This is a genomic window from Rhizobium rhizogenes NBRC 13257, from assembly GCF_000696095.1.
GTDB lineage: Bacteria > Pseudomonadota > Alphaproteobacteria > Rhizobiales > Rhizobiaceae > Rhizobium > Rhizobium rhizogenes.
The window spans coordinates 291595-311805 of the sequence record NZ_BAYX01000011.1; the positions used below are offsets into that span (position 1 = coordinate 291595).

The 20211-nt window shown below is 61.1% G+C and carries 16 protein-coding genes; 8 read left to right on the forward strand and 8 right to left on the reverse strand.

What is annotated here, in order from left to right:
- Positions 1-27 precede the first annotated feature (27 nt).
- The 8 genes from RRH01S_RS24110 to RRH01S_RS24145 all read left to right on the forward strand — a co-directional run bounded on the left by RRH01S_RS24110 (position 28) and on the right by RRH01S_RS24145 (position 9516).
- Positions 28-1671 carry an ABC transporter ATP-binding protein gene (locus RRH01S_RS24110; protein WP_015917907.1) on the forward strand — a complete coding sequence of 548 codons (1644 nt, stop codon included), beginning with the start codon at positions 28-30 and terminating at the stop codon, positions 1669-1671.
- Between the two features lie 270 nt (positions 1672-1941).
- Positions 1942-2427: a MarR family winged helix-turn-helix transcriptional regulator gene (locus RRH01S_RS24115; RefSeq protein ID WP_015917908.1), complete on the forward strand. Its 486-nt coding sequence runs from the start codon at positions 1942-1944 to the stop codon at positions 2425-2427.
- 24 nt (positions 2428-2451) lie between these two features.
- Positions 2452-3150 carry an SDR family NAD(P)-dependent oxidoreductase gene (locus RRH01S_RS24120; RefSeq protein ID WP_042474496.1) on the forward strand — a complete coding sequence of 233 codons (699 nt, stop codon included), beginning with the start codon at positions 2452-2454 and terminating at the stop codon, positions 3148-3150.
- 2 nt (positions 3151-3152) lie between these two features.
- Positions 3153-4484 carry an NAD(P)/FAD-dependent oxidoreductase gene (locus RRH01S_RS24125; RefSeq protein ID WP_037219724.1) on the forward strand — a complete coding sequence of 444 codons (1332 nt, stop codon included), beginning with the start codon at positions 3153-3155 and terminating at the stop codon, positions 4482-4484.
- 79 nt (positions 4485-4563) lie between these two features.
- A complete protein-coding gene (locus RRH01S_RS24130) occupies positions 4564-6237 on the forward strand; it encodes a peptide ABC transporter substrate-binding protein (protein WP_015917911.1) in 1674 nt (557 codons plus the stop codon).
- Between the two features lie 81 nt (positions 6238-6318).
- Complete coding sequence (locus tag RRH01S_RS24135; RefSeq protein WP_015917912.1) at positions 6319-7269, forward strand: ABC transporter permease; 951 nt, start codon at positions 6319-6321, stop codon at positions 7267-7269.
- A 10-nt stretch (positions 7270-7279) separates the two neighbouring features.
- A complete protein-coding gene (locus RRH01S_RS24140; protein WP_015917913.1) occupies positions 7280-8179 on the forward strand; it encodes an ABC transporter permease in 900 nt (299 codons plus the stop codon).
- 14 nt (positions 8180-8193) lie between these two features.
- Positions 8194-9516, forward strand: coding sequence for an NAD(P)/FAD-dependent oxidoreductase (locus tag RRH01S_RS24145; protein WP_174010829.1), 1323 nt, complete (start codon positions 8194-8196; stop codon positions 9514-9516).
- Positions 9517-9531: 15 nt separating this feature from the next.
- On the opposite strand, the gene RRH01S_RS24150 is transcribed toward RRH01S_RS24145, so the two are convergent.
- The 8 genes from RRH01S_RS24150 to RRH01S_RS24185 all read right to left on the reverse strand — a co-directional run bounded on the left by RRH01S_RS24150 (position 9532) and on the right by RRH01S_RS24185 (position 19956).
- On the reverse strand, positions 9532-11175 hold the full coding sequence (locus tag RRH01S_RS24150; RefSeq protein ID WP_034515923.1) for an FGGY-family carbohydrate kinase: 1644 nt from the start codon (positions 11173-11175) through the stop codon (positions 9532-9534).
- A 2-nt stretch (positions 11176-11177) separates the two neighbouring features.
- Positions 11178-11906, reverse strand: a complete 729-nt coding sequence (locus RRH01S_RS24155) for an SDR family oxidoreductase (RefSeq protein WP_015917916.1) — start codon at positions 11904-11906, stop codon at positions 11178-11180.
- Between the two features lie 36 nt (positions 11907-11942).
- A complete protein-coding gene (locus RRH01S_RS24160) occupies positions 11943-13193 on the reverse strand; it encodes a sugar ABC transporter permease (RefSeq protein ID WP_034515922.1) in 1251 nt (416 codons plus the stop codon).
- Positions 13190-14011 carry an ATP-binding cassette domain-containing protein gene (locus tag RRH01S_RS24165; RefSeq protein ID WP_015917918.1) on the reverse strand — a complete coding sequence of 274 codons (822 nt, stop codon included), beginning with the start codon at positions 14009-14011 and terminating at the stop codon, positions 13190-13192. The genes RRH01S_RS24160 and RRH01S_RS24165 overlap by 4 nt, the downstream gene beginning before the upstream one ends.
- Before the next feature lie 89 nt (positions 14012-14100).
- Positions 14101-15186, reverse strand: a complete 1086-nt coding sequence (locus RRH01S_RS24170; protein WP_042474500.1) for an ABC transporter substrate-binding protein — start codon at positions 15184-15186, stop codon at positions 14101-14103.
- A gap of 212 nt (positions 15187-15398) precedes the next feature.
- Positions 15399-16283, reverse strand: a complete 885-nt coding sequence (locus tag RRH01S_RS24175) for an AraC family transcriptional regulator (RefSeq protein ID WP_015917920.1) — start codon at positions 16281-16283, stop codon at positions 15399-15401.
- A 230-nt stretch (positions 16284-16513) separates the two neighbouring features.
- The gene (locus tag RRH01S_RS24180) at positions 16514-18403 is read right to left on the reverse strand and encodes a methyl-accepting chemotaxis protein (RefSeq protein WP_015917921.1); all 1890 of its coding nucleotides are present in this window, start codon (positions 18401-18403) and stop codon (positions 16514-16516) included.
- 566 nt (positions 18404-18969) lie between these two features.
- Entirely contained in the window at positions 18970-19956 is a 987-nt protein-coding gene (locus RRH01S_RS24185) for an AraC family transcriptional regulator (RefSeq protein WP_015917923.1), read from the reverse strand.
- Positions 19957-20211: the final 255 nt, after the last annotated feature.

A 20211-nucleotide genomic window follows, 5' to 3' on the forward strand; every position in this document is an offset into this window, starting at 1 on the left:
GACATTCCATGCAAAGGAAGGCTCCCCATGACGCAGATCGATGCCGCTCAACCCTCAAAGATCGAAGTCGTTCTCTCCATCAAGAACCTGACGATCAGCCTGCCGAAAGCCATGGAGCGCCCGCATGCAGTGAACGATGTCTCGTTCGATCTGATGGATGGCGAGATCCTTTGCATCATCGGGGAATCCGGTTCGGGAAAATCGGTGACTGCCAGCGCGGTCATGGGCCTGCTACCGTCGATTATCCAGGTGACGGCAGGCTCGATCTGGTTCCAAGGCGTGGACCTGGTGAGCGCGGACGACGTGACGCTCCAAGGTCTGAGGGGACGGGCCGTCTCGATCATCTTTCAGGACCCGCTATCGGCGCTCAACCCGCTGATGACGATCGGTGACCAGATCATCGAGGTGCTGGATGCCCATAAAGTCGGCACACCGGAGAGCCGGCGGCAGAAAGTGAAGGAACTGCTCAACGAAGTCGGCCTGCCGGATCCCGATCTCCTGCAGCATCAATATCCCTTCCGGCTGTCCGGCGGGCAGCGGCAACGCGTGATGATCGCCATGGCCTTGGCGCTCGATCCGGACGTACTGATCGCCGACGAGCCGACCACCGCGCTCGACGTGACCACGCAGGCGCAAATCCTGGAACTGATCCGCAAGATCCAGCGGCGCAAGAAGATGAGCGTCATGTTCATCACCCATGATTTCGGGGTGGTGGCAGAGATCGCCGACCGGGTGATCGTCATGGAGAAGGGCCATCTTGTCGAACAGGGAACGGCCAACCAGGTGCTGAATGCGCCCATTCACCCCTATACGCAGCGCTTGATCACCGCGGTGCCGCGAATGACGACGAGGGATCGCGATGCCATAGCCGATACGCCTGTCGTGCTGGAGGTTGAAAAGCTCAACAAGACCTATCGCGCCGGCGGCGGCTTCCTCTCCAAGGCGCGGACGGTTCAGGCGGTAAACGACGTCAGCCTCTCGATCCGCAAGGGACGCACGCTCGGCGTCGTCGGCGAATCCGGCTCCGGCAAATCGTCCCTCGGTCGGGTACTGTTGAAGCTTTTGAAGTCCGACAGCGGCCGGATCCTGTTCGATGGCCGCGACATCGCAGCACTGACGGACGAGCAGTTCCGGCCACTGCGCCCCTATATCCAGATGATCTTCCAGGATCCCTTCGCCTCGCTCAATCCGCGCCACACGATCGGCCGGATCCTGACCGTCGGGCCGATCGCGCATGGTTTGCCATTGCATGAGGCAAAGGCCAAGGCTTTGCGGCTTCTGAAACGCGTCGGCCTCGACGAAGGCGCCTTCGACCGCTTCCCGCATGAGTTTTCCGGAGGCCAGCGCCAGCGTGTCGGCATCGCCCGGGCCTTGATGTTCGACCCCGTGCTGTTGGTGGCGGATGAGGCGGTGTCCGCTCTCGACGTTTCCATCCAGGCCCAGATCCTCAAGCTTCTCGCGGAGATCCAGCAGGATACGAAAGTGGCGATGATCTTCATCACCCACGACCTGCGCGTTGCAAGCCAGATCTGCGACGAGGTCGCCGTCATGTACAAGGGCGAGATCGTCGAATGCGGGCCGCCCTCGCAGATCTTCCGAGCGCCGGAGCACGCCTATACGCAACGCCTGCTCGCCGCTATTCCCGGCAGCGATTGGGAAGCGACGGGCTGACCCGCAAACCCCATCACCGGCCATGCGAATGATGCACATTTACTGTCGTCAATGCCTACGTCGAGAGATCCGTGTGTCTCAGAAATAGGCATCTTTTCTTTCTGCTCAAAAACTTGTCGCGCCACGAAAGAAAATAGTTGCATTCGTCCACTATCCGTCCTTTCATACGATCATAAATTCCAGCGACGATCCGCCGCCGACAATAATGCACCTGCTGCCCTACCGGGCCTGCGGGAACGCTATTTTGTTGCCTTCCGAAGGTTCCGAGCCATGCTGCCGCCGACCAAAGGTCCGCCGACTTCCGTAAAGGACATCGATATCGATGTCCTTGAGGATACGCTGAGCTTCTATATCCGCAGCATCAACCTGGCCGTTTCGCGCGACCTGGATGAGAAGCTCGAAGGGCTGGATGTTGCGCGCGGAACAGGCAAGATCACCACCCTTTTTCTCGTCGATGGTAATCCCGGTATCCGGCCTTCCACCATTGCCAAGCTTATCCTGAAGGACCGTTCGGCGACGGGCCGGCTGGTCGACCAGATGGAAGAGCACGGACTTCTTTTCCGCGAGACCTCGGCGGACGACAGCCGCGCGCAGGAACTCTACATCACCGAAAAAGGACACGAACTGGCCGAGCGCGTGCGCGGCATCGTCACCCGGCAATCACGAGAATTTTTTTCCGACATTAGCGACGAGGAACACAAGCTCCTCATCGACATCCTGCGCCGCACCTATCGGCGCGTCGCTGCGCAATCATGAACGGCCTGGCCATGGAGAACGGGCATGAATGAAGAACGGGTCGCAATGATATCGGGGGCCAGCCGAGGGATCGGGGCGGCGCTCGCCGAGGAACTTGCCGCCAAGGGCTGGCGATTGTCGCTTGGCATGCGCCAGCCGGTCATGCCCGCCTGGGCTGACCCCGCCCGCGTCCGCGTCTTTGCCTATGATGCCGTCGAGCCCGATGCGTCGTCATCATGGACCGAAAAGACGCTCAGCGCCTTTGGCCGCATCGACGCGGTCGTCGCCAATGCCGGCATTATCGTCGCCAAGACCGTGATCGAGGCAGATGATGCCGACCTGGACGATCTGCTCGAGGTGAACGTCAAGGCGCCGCGACGGCTGGCAAAGTCTGCCTGGAACGCACTGGCCTCAAGCGGCCGAGGCCGGATCATCATTGTCGCATCGCTCTCGGGGAAGCGAGTGAAGTCCGCGAATTCCGGGCTCTATGCCGTCTCCAAATTCGCAGCCGTCGCGCTCGCCCATGCCATACGCCACACCGGCTTCGATCTCGGCATCCGCGCTACCGCCATCTGCCCCGGTTTCGTCGCAACCGACATGGCGCGCGACCTCACGAGCAAGGCCGACAGCGAGATGACCGATCCGCGCGATCTTGCCCGCATCATTGCCATGCTGATCGACCTGCCGAACGAGGCGAGCGTCGCGGAATTTTCTATCAATTGCCAGCTAGAGGAGTCTTTCTGACCATGCCCGGCCCCTATGTGGTCCCCGTTCACGGGGACGCTGAATTGCCCAAGGAAGTCGACGTCGTCGTCATCGGCGGCGGCATCATCGGCACGTCGACTGCCCTGGAACTGGCCGAGCAAGGCCTGCGCGTCGCATTGTGCGAGAAAGGCGGTATTGGCCAGGAACAATCGAGCCGCAACTGGGGCTGGGTACGCATCTCCAGACGCGATCCGCGCGAAGTGCCGCTAATGGCGGAAGCCCTGCGCATCTGGAGCACGCTCGACACACGCATCGGCCGCGATACCGGATACAAGCGCGCCGGCATCATCTTCACCTGCGCCAACGACAAGGAATATGCCGACCACGAGCGCTGGAACCGCAATCTCGAGGGCTATCAGTTCGAAAGCCGCATGGTCAGCGGCGCCGAATTCAAAAACCTCGTTCCCGGTTCGCAGATGGACATCAAGGGCGCGCTCTACACCGCCGCCGATGGCCGCGCCGAGCCGCAGCGCGCAGCGCCGGCGATGGCCGAAGCTGCCCGCGACAAGGGCGCTTCCATCCTTACCGAATGCGCCGTGCGTGGCATCGAGACGGCTGCTGGCCGGATCTCCGGCGTCATCACCGAGCGCGGCCCAATCGCCTGCAAGGCCGTCGTGCTTGCGGGCGGCGCCTGGTCAAGCCTGTTTGCCGGCATGTTCGGACTCGACCTGCCGCAATTGAAGGTGATGAACTCCGTGCTGCGCACCAAGCCGCTGGAAGGCGGCCCCGAGCAGGCGATCTGGGCCAATGGTTTTGCCCTGCGCAAGCGCCAGGACGGCGGCTACACCATCGCCTCCGGCCACGAGAACATCGTCGACATCGTGCCGAAATCCTTCCGCTATGCCGGCAAATTCTTTCCGGCGCTGAAAAAAGAATGGCGCTCGCTGAACTTCCGCCTCTCCGGCCGCTTCTTCGATGAGGTCCGCATTCCCGACCGCTGGGCAATGGACGAGGCAAGCCCCTTCGAATATTGCCGCGTTCTCGACCCGAAGCCGTCGACCAAGCTTTCAAACACCGCGCTTGCCAATCTCAAGAAAGCCTTCCCGGTTTTCGAAAGGGCCGAGATCGCCCAGCGCTGGGCCGGCTATATCGACGTCACACCGGATGCCGTGCCGGTGATCGACGCGATCGACAGCATTCCGGGCTTCCACATCGCCACCGGCTTTTCCGGCCACGGTTTCGGCATCGGTCCGGCCGCCGGCCGATTGATGGCCGATATCGTCACCGGCAAGCCGCCGATCGTCGACCGCAAGAATTTCCGTTTCTCCCGCTTCCACGACGGTTCGAAGATCGAACTGATCAGCGGTTTCTGACCTGCCCGCCAAGAGAAGACAGCAAAAACAATAAGAGAGAAGAACAGCCAACGTCCTACCAACAAAAAGGGGAACCAACATGTCCGATGCAAACGACACTATCCTCCTGAAACCCACCCGCCGTCAGGCACTGACCATGATGGCGCTCGGCGCCTCCGGGCTGATCATGCCCAATATTCTCGGTCGCAGCGAAGCTTTCGCGGCACCGCCCGCCAAGCCGACCGGCCAGCTCGTCATCGGCTTTTCGCAGGAGCCGACCGTCTTCAATCCGCACCTGATCCACATCGAAGTCGATGAAGGCATCCATTTCAGCGTCTTCGATCCGCTCTTCATCGTCACCCCTGAGGGCAAGTTCTCACCTTCGCTCGCAACCGAAGTCCCGACCGTCGAAAACGGCGGCATCTCGGCTGACGGCCTTCAGTGGAAGATCAAGCTGCGCGATGGCGTGAAGTGGCATGACGGCACGCCGTTCACCGCCGAAGACGTCAAATTTACCCTCGAACTCATGGTCGATCCGGATTTCCGCAGCTGGCGCAAGACGGGTCACGAACTGGTGCGTGATCTGACCGTGGTCTCGCCGACGGAAATCACCTGGCGGATGGAAAAGCCGTTCGCGCCCTACCCTTCGATCCTTGCCATGACCTTCATCGTACCGAAGCATATCCTCGGAGCAGCCAAGGACAAGAATACCGCCCCCTTCAACAACGCACCGGTCGGCACCGGCCCGTTCAAATGGGTCGAGCGCATCCCTGGCGATCACATCACGCTTGCGGCCAATACCGACTATTTCGGCGACGGCCCCTATCTCGAAACCCTGGTCTACAAATATGTTCCCGACCTGACGGTGCTTTACACACAGTTCAAGACCGGAGACATCGACGTCGTCGGCCTGCAATGGATCACGCCGGACCACTACGACGAGGCCAAGGCGCTGGATGGCAAGGCTGTCGCCGTCGTACCGGCCGCCACGGTCGAATCCGTCGGCTTCAACATGGAGCGGCCGCAGTTCAAGGACCCGGCGGTGCGCGAGGCGCTCTATTACGCGATCGACAAGCAGACGATTATCGACGCGCTCTATTACGGCCTGCCGACGCCGACCGAAAGCTACATTCCGCAGCAGTCCTTCTACTATAATCCGGACCTGCCGAAGCAGGAATTCAGCCCTGACAAGGCCAAGAAGATCCTCGACGATGCCGGCTGGAAGCCCGGTGCCGACGGCATTCGCGCGAAGGACGGCGTCAGGCTTGCCTTCACCAACTCCACCACCGCCGGCAACCATATCCGCGAACAGGTGCAGCAGTTCATGCAGCAGACCTTCAAGGACATCGGCGTGGAACTCACCATCTCCAACCTGCCGCCGGCGGTCATGTGGGGTGACTACTGGACAATGTCGAAGTTCGATTCCGTCGTCGTCGGCATCAACTTCCAGACCGGTTCCGATCCCGACACGTCGGATTACTTCCGCTCCACCGCAATCACCGCCAAGGGCGGAGCCGGTCAGAACTCCTGGCAATATGCCAATCCGGAGGTTGACAAGCTTCTGGCGGAAGGCGGCCAGATCTTCGTGCCGGAGGAGCGCAAGAAGGTCTACCAAAAGATCCAGGAGGTCATGCGCCACGACCTGCCCTTCCTGCCGCTGTTCCAGTATGCGACCGTACGCGGCCACAAGGTTGGGGTAGAGAACGTCACCCCCAACATCAACGTACGCATCGACACATGGAATGTCGGCACCTGGTATTGGGCCAAGGCCTGATCGTCCCGTTCCAGCCCTTCGACCCATGAGGGGCCGAAGGGCTGGCCGCTTCCCATCTCGCAACCATCGGAGACGAATGCCATGCTGCGCTATCTCCTCAGTCGCCTGTGGCAGAGCCTGATACTGCTGCTGCTCGTATCGATGATCGGCTTTGCTGTTCTCACCCTCGCACCCGGCGGCCCGCTGTCGCAATTTACGCTGACGCCGGGCATGACCAAGGAGGCGCTCGACCGTATCGCTGCGCAGATGGGCCTCGACCGTCCCCTGCCCATCCAGTATCTCGACTGGCTGCGGCACATGCTGATGGGCGACTGGGGTCACTCCTATCGCGATAACCAGCCGGTGCTGTCGATCATTCTCGGCCACCTCTTCGCAACGTTGCTCCTGATGGGCACCTCGATGGTGATCGCGATCGCGGCCGGCACCTGGATCGGCATCAAGGGCGCGACCAAGCGCTATTCGATCTTCGACTACAGCGCCACCATCGGTGCCATGGTGGCGCTGTCGATCCCGACCTTCTGGTTTGGCCTTATCGCCATCTATATTTTCTCGCTGAAACTGAAGTGGCTACCAGCCGGCAACATGTACACGGTCGGCAACGGCTCGTTCAGCGACTATGCGATCCATCTGATCATGCCGAGCCTGGTGCTCGCTCTCGTCAACATCGCCGTGTGGAGCCGCTATATGCGAACCGCCACGCTCGATGTCATCAACCAGGATTTCGTCCGCACCGCCAAGGCCAAGGGCCTGTCGCCACGGCGCGTCTTGATGCGGCATGTCGTCGGAAACGCGCTGCTGCCGATGATCACGCTTGCCGGCGTGCAATTGCCGACGATCCTCGGCGGCGCGCTGGTGGCCGAAACGGTCTTCACCTGGCCTGGAATGGGACGGCTTTTTCTCGATAGCCTCGGCTACAGCGATTATCCCGTTGTCATGGGCCTCCTGATGTTCTCGGCGGTCTTCGCCCTGATCGGCAATCTGCTCGCGGATCTGCTGGTCGCCTTCGTCGATCCGCGCGTCCGGCTCGGTTAGGAGAAACAATATGTCTTCCTCTTCCCCCGCAACTCTCTCCCCGCCGGTCTTCGCGCATAACCGCTGGTGGCAGAACCGCACGCTGCGCCGGTTCGCCCGCCATAAGCTCGCCCTCCTCGGCGTTGCCATGATCACGACCATCATCCTTGCCTGCCTGATCGGGCCGTCGCTGCTTCCCTATGACGAGCTCTTCATCGACCTGCGCGCCCGTTTCGCGCCGCCCTTTACGGCCGGTTACCATATTTTCGGGACAGATCCGCTCGGGCGCGACGTTGCCGTGCGCCTGTTCATGGCGGGCCGCATCTCGCTTCTGGTCGGCTTCTTCGCCATGGTGCTCAGCACCTTGATCGGCACCACGATCGGTGTCGTCGCCGGCTATTATGGCGGCCGCCTCGGCATGCTTCTGATGCGCTTCGTGGATGCCTTTCTGTCCTTCCCCAGCATATTCCTGCTGCTGGCGCTCGCCGCCTTCATCAAGCCGAGCCCTTTCATGATCACCGTGATCATCGCAGTGACGAGCTGGATGGAAACGGCGCGCATCGTCGAGGCCGAGGTGCGCTCGTTGCGTGAACGCGATTTCGTGCTTGCCGCACGCATGCTCGGGCTTACCAATAGATGGATCATGTTCCGCGAGCTGCTGCCGAACGCCATCGGCCCGATCATCGTCGCCGCCACGCTGACAGTCGCGCGCGCCATCCTGCTTGAGGCCTATGTCAGCTTTCTCGGCTACGGCATCCAGCCGCCGCTGCCGAGCTGGGGCAACATGCTGAACGGCGCGCAGCAATATCTGGCCAGCGCGCCATGGCTCGCCATCGTCCCCGGCGTCGCCATCACGCTTGCCGTCACCAGCTTTAACTTCATTGGCGACGGCTTGCGCGATGCGCTGGACGCGCGCAGCGACCTCAACTGAGAACGGCGATGACGGTGCCGGTCTTTTCTCCTTTCGCAACGTCGCTCTGGTATGCGACTGCGACCGCAGCTCCAGTAACGACGGCGCTTGAGGGCCGCGTGGAGGCCGATGTCTGTGTGGTGGGCGGCGGCTATACCGGCCTCACCACCGCTCTCGCTTTGGCCAAGGATGGCGTGCGCGTCGTGCTGCTTGAGGCGCAGGAGATCGGCTTCGGCGGCTCAGGTCGCAATGCCGGCCATTGCACACCGACCTTCACGCATTACAGCCTGCCGGAGCTTCGCCGCATGCTGGGCGAGCCCTGGGCCGAACGGCTGATCGCCCGTCAGACGCGCGCCAACGATCAGGTCTCCGACATGATCCAGCGCTATCAGATCGAATGCGAATGGCAGCAGAACGGCTATGTCATGGGCGCCCATACGCCCTGGGCTATCAAGACGCTCGAAACGAAAGCCCGCGACTATAACGCCGTCGGTGCCCGCACCCGGGTTATCGACAGAGCCGAGGCGGAGGCGATCACCGGCAGTCCGCGGTTTTACGGCGGTTGGCTGCATGAAGAGGGCGGCCATCTCAATCCGCTCGGTTACGCGCGCGGACTGGCACGCGCCGTCATCCAGGAAGGCGGCCACGTCTATACGCGCTCGCCGGTCACCGGTTGCGAACGCGAAGGTGCGGGCTGGGCGGTGAAAACCGAAAAAGGCTCCGTGCTTGCCGACAAAGTTATCTTCGCCACAGGCGCCTACACCGTCGGCGGCTGGCCTAAGCTCGACCGCACCTTCAAGATCCAGAAGGTCTTCGTCGCGGCGACCCAGCCGCTTTCCGACGACGAACGGCTGAGCGTCCTGCCGCGAAACACCACGATCCACGACGGGCGTGGCGATATCTACGTCTACAAGTACAATGCCGAAGGCCGGATCGTCGCCTCGATGTTTCCCATGGGGAGGCGCGGCCGCGATCTCGCCTATACCCATCAGGTGATGTCGGACCGGTTGCGATGGCTGCACCCGCAGATCAAGCGGGATATCCGCTGGGACTATCTCTGGTACGGCGAGCTGGACATGCAATACAGGACCGTGCCGCGGCTTTACGACCTGGCGCCGGGCGTCGTCGCGCTCACCGGCCTTTCCGGCCGCGGCGTCCCGACCGGCAGCATGCTCGGCGGTATTCTCTCCGAATGGGCCAAGGGTGTCCCCGACAAGGATCTCGCGTTGAAGATCGAGCAGCTCTCGGCGGCACCCTTCTATATGGGTTTCGCACCGCAGATGACGCTGCGCTATTACCGCGTTGCCGACTGGGTCAAAACGAAGCTCGCCGGTGCGGCTTTGCCGCCGCATGCCTGATCCTGGACATCCACATTATCCAGCGGATGCGGCATCGGCAAAGAGCGCCCGCACCTCTCTCTCGGCGCGCTGCAATCGTTCGAACGCCTCGTAGCGTTTCCCATGCAGAGAAGCCGTCGCACCACCGGCAGGTTCGAAAACCTGCGAAAATCGCGACATAGCCCGCATGGCGGCATCCAGCGACTGGTAGCGCCCGGACGCAAGAGCGCCCAGCATAGCAGCGCCAAGGAGCACCGGCTCATCCGTGTCGGTCACGGCAACCGGGATATGCGTCGTGTCGGCCAAAAGTTGGCGCACCAGCTTGCTTTGCGCCGCCCCGCCGCTGGCAACGATGGTGTCGATGACGATGCCATTCGTGGCGAGTGTTTCGATGAGCTGCTTGAGGCCGTAACCGATGCCGCAAAGGCCGGCAACGTAGAGCGAAACGAGGTTCGAAATATCATCCTCCAGACCAAGCCCGGCAATCACCGCGCGCGCGTCAGGGTCGGCATGGGGAGACCGGTTGCCCAGAAACTCCGGCACGACATGGATCGACTTCGCAAGCGTCACCGCCTCTTTCGAATTTGGGCAGGCTTCGCTTGCCCGACGGTCGAGCCAGGCGACGAGCGATAGACCGGCGGCCTCGGCCTTGGATTGCGCCTTGACGGAGGCTGGGTGCATGGTGACGAGATGGTCGATGGCAGCACCGGCCGCGGATTGGCCTCCCTCGGTGAGCCACAGCCCCGGCACCATGGCCGAATAATAAGGACCCCAAACGCCGTCGACGAAGATCGGCACCTGGTTCGACGCCATCGAGCAGGCCGAGGTTCCGAAAATATAGGCGAGACGGCTTTCGAGATTGGCCTTACCGTCCGCGCCCTGAGCCCCGAGCGTGCCGATCCCGCCCGCATGGGCATCGATCAGTGATGCGGCGACCGGCGTGCCAGCGACAAGGCCGAGGTCGCGGGCGGCACTTTCAATGAGGCCGCCACCAAGGGCCGAGCCCGGATCGACAATGTCTGTGCCGATCCTTGAGAATCCTTCGTCGGCAAGCTCGGACAGGCCGATATCCCTGAAATAGGCCGCATCCCAACGCTTCTCGTGGGCGAGATAAGTCCATTTGCAGGTGACGGTGCAGACCGAGCGGCTGAGAGAACCCGTGGAGCGCCATGTCAGATAGTCGGCCAGGTCGAAGAAATGGTCGGCGGCGGCGAAGGACTGCGGCAGGTTCCGCTTCAGCCAGAGGAGCTTCGGCGTCTCCATCTCCGGCGAGATACGCCCGCCGACATAGCGCAGCACCTCATGATCGCCGGCATTGATCTCCGCCGCCTCCCCGGCGGCGCGATGATCCATCCAGACGATGATATTCCGGGCGGGATCGCCAGAAGGACCGACCGCGACCGGCGATCCATCGGCCTTGACGGCGACCAGCGAGCATGTCGCGTCGAAGCCGATACCCGCCACTTCGGAGACCACGATCCCCGCTTGAGCAACGGCGTCGCGAACACTGCCGCAGATGGCTTGCCAGATCTGCTCGCTCGACTGCTCGACGATATGGCCGGCCTCGTGCCAGATGGTGATCGGCCGTTTTGCGGAACCGAGCAGCTTGCCGCTGCCATCGAAGACCCCTGACCTGGCGCTGCCGGTGCCTACGTCGATGCCGATAAAATACGATGTCATTGTCAAAGGTCCGTGCTGAGCGGCAGGATGACGAGGTCGCGAATGACGATATTGCGCGGCCTCGACAGCATGAAGATCACCGCTTCGGCGACCTCGGTTGCCTCCATCAATCCACCAGCCGCAACGGCTTCGTCAAGCTTTGCCTGCGGCCAATCGCTGATGAGTGCGGTGACAACCGGCCCCGGCGCCACGGCACCGACGCGAATGCCATGCTTGGCAACTTGCCGTCGTACCGTATGGGTGAATGCCTGCACGGCATGCTTCGAGGCGGTGTAGATCGGCTCCCACACCACCGGCACCAGCCCGGCGATGGAGCTGGTCATGATGATATCCCCCGTCTGCCGCTCCACCATATGCGGCAATACGGCCTGCACCGAGCGAAAGGCGGCATTGATGTTGAGGTTGAGCATCCGGTCCCAGGCATCCGGATCACCTTCCACCACTTCGCCGCCGATATAGGAGCCGGCATTGGCGTGGAAGATATCGAGCTTGCCGAACTTATCGAGGATCTGGGGCAGCATCGTTGCGACGCTGGCCGGATCGGTGAGGTCGATGACGACGGGAAAGGCGCGTGGCCCCAATTCGGCGCAAAGTTCCTTCAGCCTGTCTTCTGCCCTATCGACAAGGGCGACACTTGCGCCCTCGTTCAGCAATGCCCTGGCGCATTCGAGCCCGATGCCGGAGGCGGCGCCGGTGATTGCCGCGACTTTTCCGGAAAGATCCTGTCTCATGATGGTCCTACTTTATGCTCTTAGTTTTAGGGGATATCAGGCTCGCCCGTGCGAAGCGCGGGAGCGGCGAGCGACGGAATCGACGATGACGGCGATGGCGAGAACCGCGCCGGTGATCATGTAGCGAAGGGCGGATGACAGATCCAACATGGTCAGCCCGCTGGCGATCGACTGGATGACGATGATGCCGAGCAGCGAGGAATAGGCGCTGCCACGTCCGCCGAAGAGGCTGGTTCCGCCGATCACGGCGGCCGCGATCGCATTCAGATTGACGTCGCCGGTGCCCGCCTGCTGGCTTGCCGAGGCAAGACGCGCGGCGGCCATCACGCCCCCGAGTGCAGCAAACATCGCACAGAGGACGAAGGCACTCGTATAGATGCGCCGGACATTGATGCCCGCGCGGCGCGCCGCCTCACGGTTGCCGCCGACCGCGGCCATCGACCGGCCCCATTGGGTGCGGGTCAGCGCGTAGTTCATGATGATCACGAGCACGACGAAGAGCCCGAACATCCAGGGAATGCCGCGCTCCTGGTTGAGATAAAAGGCAACGAACTCCAAAGCAGCCGTCAGCGCGAGCGACCGCACGATCAGGCCACCGACGGAACGCGCCGAGAGATTGGCTTTACGGCGCCGTTCTGCGTCGCGATAGCCCGTCCACAGCATGGCGATGCCCGGAAGCAGCGCGAAGACATAGGCAAGCGGTTTCGGAATGACCAGCAGCTGACCAAAATTCACGACCGCCGAGCCGTAAGGCAGGTTGATGGAGCCGGTATTGCCGAGCAGATAGAGCTGCATGCCGAGCACCGCGAGCAATCCCGCTAGCGTCGAGACGAAGCTCGGCATGCCCAGCCGGTTGAAGAGTAAGGCGTAGAGCGATCCGATGACGCCGCCGACAATCAGGGCAGCGAGGATGGCAGCGGCAACCGGCCAGCCCTCGTTGACCCAGAGTATACCGACCATGGCCGAGGCGAAACCGCTGATCGAGCCGACGGAAAGATCGATCTCGCCGAGCATCAGCACGCAGACGATGCCGAGCGAGATCACGCCGACGGTCGAAGCGTCGAAGAGCAGATTGGCGAGGTTGCTGCTGGAGAGGAACATCGGATTGAGCGTGCCGAAAACGGTCCAGATGATGACGAGACCGACGACCACCGGCAGCGATCCGAGATCGCCGGAGCGCACCTTGTCGATCGACGAACGGATCGTTGCCGCCAGGCCGGCATCGTGATTGACGCGGATATCGCTGCGGTCGAGCAATGTCGCGGTCTGTTTTGCATTGCCGGTCATATCTGACCCTCCTGGCTGATGTGCTGCTGTGCCTGGCGGCGGCCGGCGCGGCGCGAAACGGCATTCTCCGTCGCACCGGTAATCGCGCTGACGAGTTCCTGGTTCGACGTGTCGGGGTAGAAGACGCCGTTGTTCCGCCCGAGCCGGAGCACGACGATGCGATCGGCGACCGCGCGGACATCCTCCATGTTATGGCTGATCATCACCACACCGAGACCACGATCGCGCACGCGCTCGATGAGGTTCAGCACCTCCGCCGTCTGGGCGACGCCGAGCGCGGCCGTCGGCTCGTCGAGCAGGATGATCTTCGGCTCCAGCAGCAGCGAGCGCGCGATTGCCACGGTCTGGCGCTGACCGCCCGAAAGCGAGGCGATCGGGATACGGACGCTTGGAATGCGGGCCGAAAGCTCGTTCAGCAGCGTCCAGGCACGAACCTCCATCGCCGTCTCGTCGAGCTTCAGCGGCGCAAGTTCGCGGCCGAGAAAGATATTGGCGACGACATCGAGGTTCTCGCAGAGCGCAAGATCCTGAAACACAGTCGCAATCCCGAGGGAGAGGGCTGCGCTCGGATCGTCGAGCGTGACTGTCTTGCCGCCGAAGGTGATCGTGCCCGCACTCGGCTGGTGCACACCGGCCAAAACCTTGACAAGTGTCGACTTGCCGGCGCCGTTGTCGCCGACCAGGGCGACCACTTCGCCCGCATGGACGTCGAGATCGATATCGGTGAGCGCGGAGACCGCGCCGAAATGTTTGGAGATGCCCTTGAGGCTGAGAATGAGCTCGCCTGCCGGGGTTATCTGATCGCTAGCGCCAGTCATGTGTCGCGAGCCTTTCCTTGATTGGGCCTGCTTCCCTAGAGGTCCCCGGCCGCCGCGCTGGGCGGCCGGAGCTTTGGCTTGGGAGGGTGTTACTTGATGATACCGAGCGTCTTGCAGCCCTCGGCGTAACGATCGCCGCACAGTTGCTCCGGCGTCTGGATCGGCTTGCCGTTGACCTGCTTGTCGATGATCTCGGCCTTCAGATTTTCCGCCGTTACCAGCGCCGGGGTGAAGAGTTGTGTCGGTGTGTCGAAGAGCTTGGTATCGGCTTTCGGCGTTTCACCCGACAACAGCTGGATGGCGACGTTGGTCGCAGCAGCGGCCACGATTTCGCTGGGCTTGGAGATCGTGTTGTACTGATCACCGGCGATGATCAGCTGCAGGCCCGCGATCGTCGCGTCATTGCCGGTCACCGGCGGAACCGGGTCGACGCCGGCAGCCTTGAAGGCTGCAACGGCAGCACCACCCGTGCCGTCATTGGCCGCGACGACGCCGAGGATCTTCTTGCCGAAGCGGGTGATCTGGCCGCTTGCCCATTGTTGTGCCTTCGGCGGCGCCCAATCCGGCGTATCGAATTCGGCAAGCACCGGATAGCCGCCATCGGCAAGGCCGGCATGGATGCCTTTCTTGATGAGGCCGGCGGCCGCATCGGTCGGTGAGCCGTTGATTTCCAAAAGGCCGCCATCACCTGCCTTTACGCCCTTCGATTTCAGATGATCGACGAGCGACTTGGCGATCGCCTTGCCGATTTCCTCGTTGTTGAAGGACACATAGTAATCGGCGGGGACCGAGGGGATCGGCCGGTCATAGGCAATGACCTTGACGCCCTGGCTCTGCGCGAGCTTGACGAGCGATGCCGCGGCCGTTGAATCGACCGGGTCGAGCACGATCGCCTTGGCACCCTGCGAGATCACCGAGTTGAATTGCTGCTGCTGGCGCGAGGCATCGCCGTTGGCGTTCTGATAGATCACCTTGCAGCCGGCGCAGAGTTTCTTCATCTCGGCCTGGAAACCCGGATAATCGTGTTCCTCGTAGCGGGTCGAGCCCTGGTCGGGCATCAGGAAGGCAACGGTCGCGTCCGTCACCTTTGCGGATTGCGCGAAGGCGGAAGCGCTGCTCAGAAGGCCGGCAGCAAGCACCGCGGCACCTGTTAGTCTCCATGCGAATTTGGTCATTAGATATCTCCGTCCCTATTGGTAACGTTTTCGATGAAGCCTCAAGCTCGCTGATCGAGCCCGAGGCCTTGCGTGTGTCTCGACCTAAGGCGGGCTCTGCGGCCGGCGCCCAAGGGCTTATTTTCGGACAAGACGTCTCCTTCGGGCGCCTAGCTGGTCGTCCGTCTCATCCTGCCCGGATTGTTGGTTTCTCCTCCCTGTCCTCCCCCTTTTTAGGCGGCCTCCACCGCTCCTATGTTCTGCGCCAGCAATGCTCTGAACCGCGAGGGCGCCATGCCCTTCTGCTCCAGAAAACGGCGATTGAAATTCGAGATGTTGTTGAAGCCGGTCGCGAAGCAGATGTCGGTGATCGACATGTCCGACTGGCTCATCAGCAAATGGCAGGCAAAGTTGACGCGCAGGCGATTGACATATTGCACCAGCGCCATGCCGGTATGCCGGCGGAAGCTGCGGGAAAACGAGCTTGGGCTCTGCCCGGTAAGCTCGGCCAGATCGCTTTCGCTGAATGGTTCAGTCAGATGCGTGTTGATATAGGAAAGCGCCTTGTTGACGCCCGCCGACATGAAGCCGGACGGATCGGGATGATAAAGCGCGCTCGCAAGCGTCCGGGTGCCCTGCGCCGAACTCAGCGCATTCAGCACATTCATGAAGAGCTCGATGCGGCGGATACCCTGTGCCTCGACCAGATCACCCAGGATCGGGCCGACGATGACAGCGGTCTCGGGCGTGAAGAGCGCGCCGCGGCGGCTCATCTCCAGGATGCCGGCGCAGGCAGAAAGCTCCGGAAAGATCTTGGTCGCGTCCGCCAGGAAGAATTCGGAAAACTGCAGCACACGGCAGCGCAGCGGCAGGCAAGTGCCGGGTGGCACGTCGCTAACCCAATTATGAGGCAAGTTCGGTCCCGTCAGGATCAGATTGCCGGGCTCGAACTCACCGATGAAATCGCCGACGAAATATTGCCCCGTGGTGGCGACCACATGATGGATCTCGTATTCGGGATGAAAATGCCAGCGGACGGTGCGGTAAGGATAGCCATGCTCCCAGGCCTTGAAGGATTCACCGCTGCCGATGGCGACCACTTCCAAATCGGGGTTCATCCTGTACACCTCCCTTCGCCTTCGATCATTGTCTCGTCGCACCTCCTCCCAGAGACGCTGCCCGATCTGATAATCAAAGGTTACGCGTGGATGTCATGAACCGCTACTACGCCCTGCACCAAGAACTGATACTTTTTTGACATTTGAAGGTACTTTTGGGGCCGCAGCCTCCATATCAAAGGGTGATATGGAGGCTGCGGTCGGATCATTGCTTTTCGCCGTAAGGCGCCTCAGCCATACAGCCGGGCAGTTCCGTACCTCGCCTTGACCGAGCGATCCGGAGCTGCCAATCGGCTTTCAGTCGCCCGTAGCGCTGCCAACTGGTTCTGGCGTGCGGTGCCGTTTTCCAGCATGAACTGGGCCACGAGGCTACGCAGATTGACCGCCTCCGCAGCCAGAGTGGCGCTTGCGGCCGTCGTCTCTTCCACCATCGCCGCATTCTGCTGCGTGACCTGATCCATCTGATTGACGGCGATGTTGACCTCCGAAAGGCCGATCGACTGCTCCTTGGCGGAAATGGCGATCGCTTCCATATGCCGGTTTATGGTCTCGACATGCGCCTCGATGATCCGGAGCGCGTCGCCGGTCTCGCTGACGAGGCGAACACCGCCTGCGACCTCGACCGAAGAGGAGCGGATCAGAGCCTTGATCTCCTTGGCCGCCTGAGCCGAGCGTTGCGCCAGTTCACGCACTTCCTGGGCGACAACCGCAAAACCCTTGCCCGCCTCGCCGGCGCGCGCCGCCTCGACGCCGGCATTGAGCGCCAGGAGATTGGTCTGGAAGGCGATTTCATCGATGACACCGATGATGTTGGAGATCTGGTTTGACGATTGCTCGATCCGGCTCATGGCATCGACGGCGTTGGCCACCACCTCTCCAGATCGCTTCGCACTGACATTGGCCTCGTTGGCGACGGCGCGCGCCTCGTCGGCGCGATGGGCAGAATTACCGACATTGTTCGTGATCTGGTCGAGCGCCGCGGCCGTTTCCTCGAGCGAGGCGGCCTGCTGTTCCGTGCGCTTGGAAAGATCGCTGGCCCCTTGGCTGATCTCAAGCGAATTGCCGTCGATCGTTGCCGTTGCCTGCGAAATCGCGGTTAGCGCTTCATTCAATTGCCGGACCGACGCATTGAAGTCATGCCTCAACGCTTCGAAATCGGGCGCGAACGCATCGGTAAGCTGGAAGGCGAGGTCGCCGGCTGCAAGTCGCTTCAATCCTGCGGCAAGACCAGACGTTGCGACTTTGAGCCGTGCGGCGGCGTCCGCCTCTGCGATCTCCTGCGCGGAAACTCGATCCTCTTCCGCACGACGACGGTTTGCCTCGGCCTCCTCCTCCAGCCGCTTGTTTTCAATTGCCGCCTGACGAAACACCTCGATGGCGCCGGCCATCTCGCCGATCTCGTCCAGTCGGTCACGATCCGGCACGGCCTCCGCCGTATTGCCGTTGCTAAGCCGGTTCATGTAGCCGGTGATCCGGGCAAGAGGAGAAATGACGCGCCGCAATGTCAGGATCATGGCACCGACAGCACCGACAATCGCAATGCAAAGGGCGATGTAGGCAACACTCAGGCTTGATGCGACCGCAGCATTCGTCGTGTCGAGATTACCGCTATTGTCTGCGACGTTCTGGTCCACGTCCTCCTGGATCGTATCGCCAGCCTTGTCATATGCCTTCTTGCCCTCACCCAGCAGCAGAGCACTGGCCCCCTCGTCATTCCCGTTGTCCTTCAGGGCCTTGGCTTGCTCCCAAATCCGCTGATACTCCGCATCTGCATCCAGGAACTTCTGATAGATGGCGCGCTCCTTGTCACCCGCAATCATGGGCAGATAAACCTTCATGTCCTTGGCAATTTCCGCCTTCGTCTCCGCCATCGCCGCGAGAACGGACTGCCGGTCATCAGCGCGCGCGAGCAGATAACCCTCATGGGCGACGCGTAAATCGCCGTAGTCCGTATTCAGCTGGCCAAGCACCAGCACGGAGGGGACCGTATTATCGGCTATCGAACGGGTTGCTTCGCTGATCAGGGACAATCTGTTCACAGAGACCAAACCCTGCACAACGGAAATTGTGGCAAGGACTCCAAACAGACTGAGAAGGGTAGCTTTAATCGTAAGTCGCATCGGAAAATACCTTTATGAAATTGCAGCCAGAACAATAACTCGCTGGAATATCCGGGTAATCAGATGCGATATGGCTAAGAATTACTTAAGACCGTGTTCCGCCACTCCAGAGTCGCCATTTTGCGCTCGCGTTCAGGATGCAAATGACGTCATCTGGATAAAACGAACTGCGCGACAGCCGCTTAATATTCTCTCCATGGCTCGCAACGCCGGGGTGGCGGGGTGTTCACCAGTGTCATGAGACGTGGAAGAATTCGGCTTGCGAACCATCAACGGTCGCTGAACACGGAAGACGACGGCCTGATAGGCAAATCCCGCCCATCGAAGTTGGGGTGTCGACGGGCGGGTGATGCTGTCGTTGGGAGCAGTAGCTACCGACCACAGCATCCGCTGCATAGAGTGGCAATGCGCGGCAAACTTCAATGCAATCATGAGATCGCAATTGCGCTCGATCTTCTTTCCTGCGTGTTCGGTATAAAATCTGCGTTTGTTGAATACCGCCCCGGAATTCGACCCCGATGATCGGATCCTGATCGCATCGCTCCCGGAGCGCTGCCCGTAGTCCGTTACTTGGCTCCGCCTCTTCCCATCTTTGCCGTGCTCGACGGCATCTCACCAAAAGATTGGTGATAGAGCGCGGCGAAACGACCCATGTGGGAAAATCCCCAGTTCCGGGCAACTTCGGCAACCGACAGTGAGATAGCCGGATCCGTCAGGGTTTTACGAGCGCCGTCCAGGCGGATCGTCCGCAGATAATTCAGCGGCGTAGTGTCCTTGAACTGCTGGAAGGCGGCCTGCAATGCACGCACGCTTGTCCCGGCTTCCCGCGCGATATCGGCGACACCCATCGGCGACGAAATATTGCTGTGCATGTATTCGATCGCCCTCTTCAGGCGCTTCGGGATAGCCGGCGAGATAGGCTTGGTCAGCCGTGCCGAGTAATTGTTGGGGACTGTTTCCAGCAGCGCGATCATCATCGCCTGCAAAAGGCGCTCGACGAATGCCGACGAGGGTCGGTCCGTCTCCTCGACGTTCAGACAGCGCCAGACAAGATGACTGAGCGCTGCTACCCGCGCTCCTTTTGCCGTTGCCAAATCGATCGTGTCGGCAAAATCGATGCCGCCGATGACGGGGGCATCCAGCAATTCGCTCAATTGCTGGATCATTGCGGACTTTTCGAAGGCCACGCCCATATGGCTGCGTCCCTCGTGAAGCGTCAGCCTCTCAAAGCATGACATGTCACCGAGAAGAGCGGTGGTCGGCTTCGAAATGAGCCGTTTGCTGCCCACATCTATCTCCATCACCCCGGAGGATGGCAAGTAGAGGGCATAGGCATCCGGCGCGCGCGAAAGCGTCACCTGCATTCCGGATTGGCATCGCCCGTTCCAGACGCTGTAGCGTCCGACTGAAAAATGGCGATCCTCCACCGAGATCAGCGAATGTTGCCGAAGCGGCTCCACCTTGGCGGGCGACAAGGTCCTGGCATAATGCTCCGACATTTCATCGGCATCAGCTTTCACAATCTTGAAAACGGATTGAGTAGCGTACCTCATCAAAGCTCCTGAGCGGCCGGTTCCTGGGAGCGGACCCGAAGGGCCACCAAACGACAAAAAGGCAGACCGCAGATCGCAGTTTTCCAATAAATAGTACTAAACCATGGACAGTGTGAATGCACGATCGATTTAAACATCATCCAATTCACGAAAGTATTGACCACAATGAGGCACGAATTCCCAAACATCTTTCAGGCAACCCAGTCGAACGATCCAATTGCTTGCCGCATATGTCTTACAAATTCCCCCATAAAT

Bases quoted from the DNA above. Each gene is read 5' to 3' on its own strand.
- RRH01S_RS24135 (WP_015917912.1), top strand. From the start codon at position 6,319: ATGCTGCGCTATCTCCTCAGTCGCCTGTGGCAGAGCCTGATACTGCTG.
- RRH01S_RS24150 (WP_034515923.1), bottom strand. From the start codon at position 11,175: ATGACATCGTATTTTATCGGCATCGACGTAGGCACCGGCAGCGCCAGG.
- RRH01S_RS24120 (WP_042474496.1), top strand. From the start codon at position 2,452: ATGAATGAAGAACGGGTCGCAATGATATCGGGGGCCAGCCGAGGGATC.
- RRH01S_RS24115 (WP_015917908.1), top strand. From the start codon at position 1,942: ATGCTGCCGCCGACCAAAGGTCCGCCGACTTCCGTAAAGGACATCGAT.
- RRH01S_RS24175 (WP_015917920.1), bottom strand. From the start codon at position 16,283: ATGAACCCCGATTTGGAAGTGGTCGCCATCGGCAGCGGTGAATCCTTC.
- RRH01S_RS24180 (WP_015917921.1), bottom strand. From the start codon at position 18,403: ATGCGACTTACGATTAAAGCTACCCTTCTCAGTCTGTTTGGAGTCCTT.
- RRH01S_RS24160 (WP_034515922.1), bottom strand. From the start codon at position 13,193: ATGACCGGCAATGCAAAACAGACCGCGACATTGCTCGACCGCAGCGAT.
- RRH01S_RS24155 (WP_015917916.1), bottom strand. From the start codon at position 11,906: ATGAGACAGGATCTTTCCGGAAAAGTCGCGGCAATCACCGGCGCCGCC.
- RRH01S_RS24170 (WP_042474500.1), bottom strand. From the start codon at position 15,186: ATGACCAAATTCGCATGGAGACTAACAGGTGCCGCGGTGCTTGCTGCC.
- RRH01S_RS24125 (WP_037219724.1), top strand. From the start codon at position 3,153: ATGCCCGGCCCCTATGTGGTCCCCGTTCACGGGGACGCTGAATTGCCC.
- RRH01S_RS24130 (WP_015917911.1), top strand. From the start codon at position 4,564: ATGTCCGATGCAAACGACACTATCCTCCTGAAACCCACCCGCCGTCAG.
- RRH01S_RS24110 (WP_015917907.1), top strand. From the start codon at position 28: ATGACGCAGATCGATGCCGCTCAACCCTCAAAGATCGAAGTCGTTCTC.
- RRH01S_RS24165 (WP_015917918.1), bottom strand. From the start codon at position 14,011: ATGACTGGCGCTAGCGATCAGATAACCCCGGCAGGCGAGCTCATTCTC.
- RRH01S_RS24185 (WP_015917923.1), bottom strand. From the start codon at position 19,956: ATGAGGTACGCTACTCAATCCGTTTTCAAGATTGTGAAAGCTGATGCC.
- RRH01S_RS24140 (WP_015917913.1), top strand. From the start codon at position 7,280: ATGTCTTCCTCTTCCCCCGCAACTCTCTCCCCGCCGGTCTTCGCGCAT.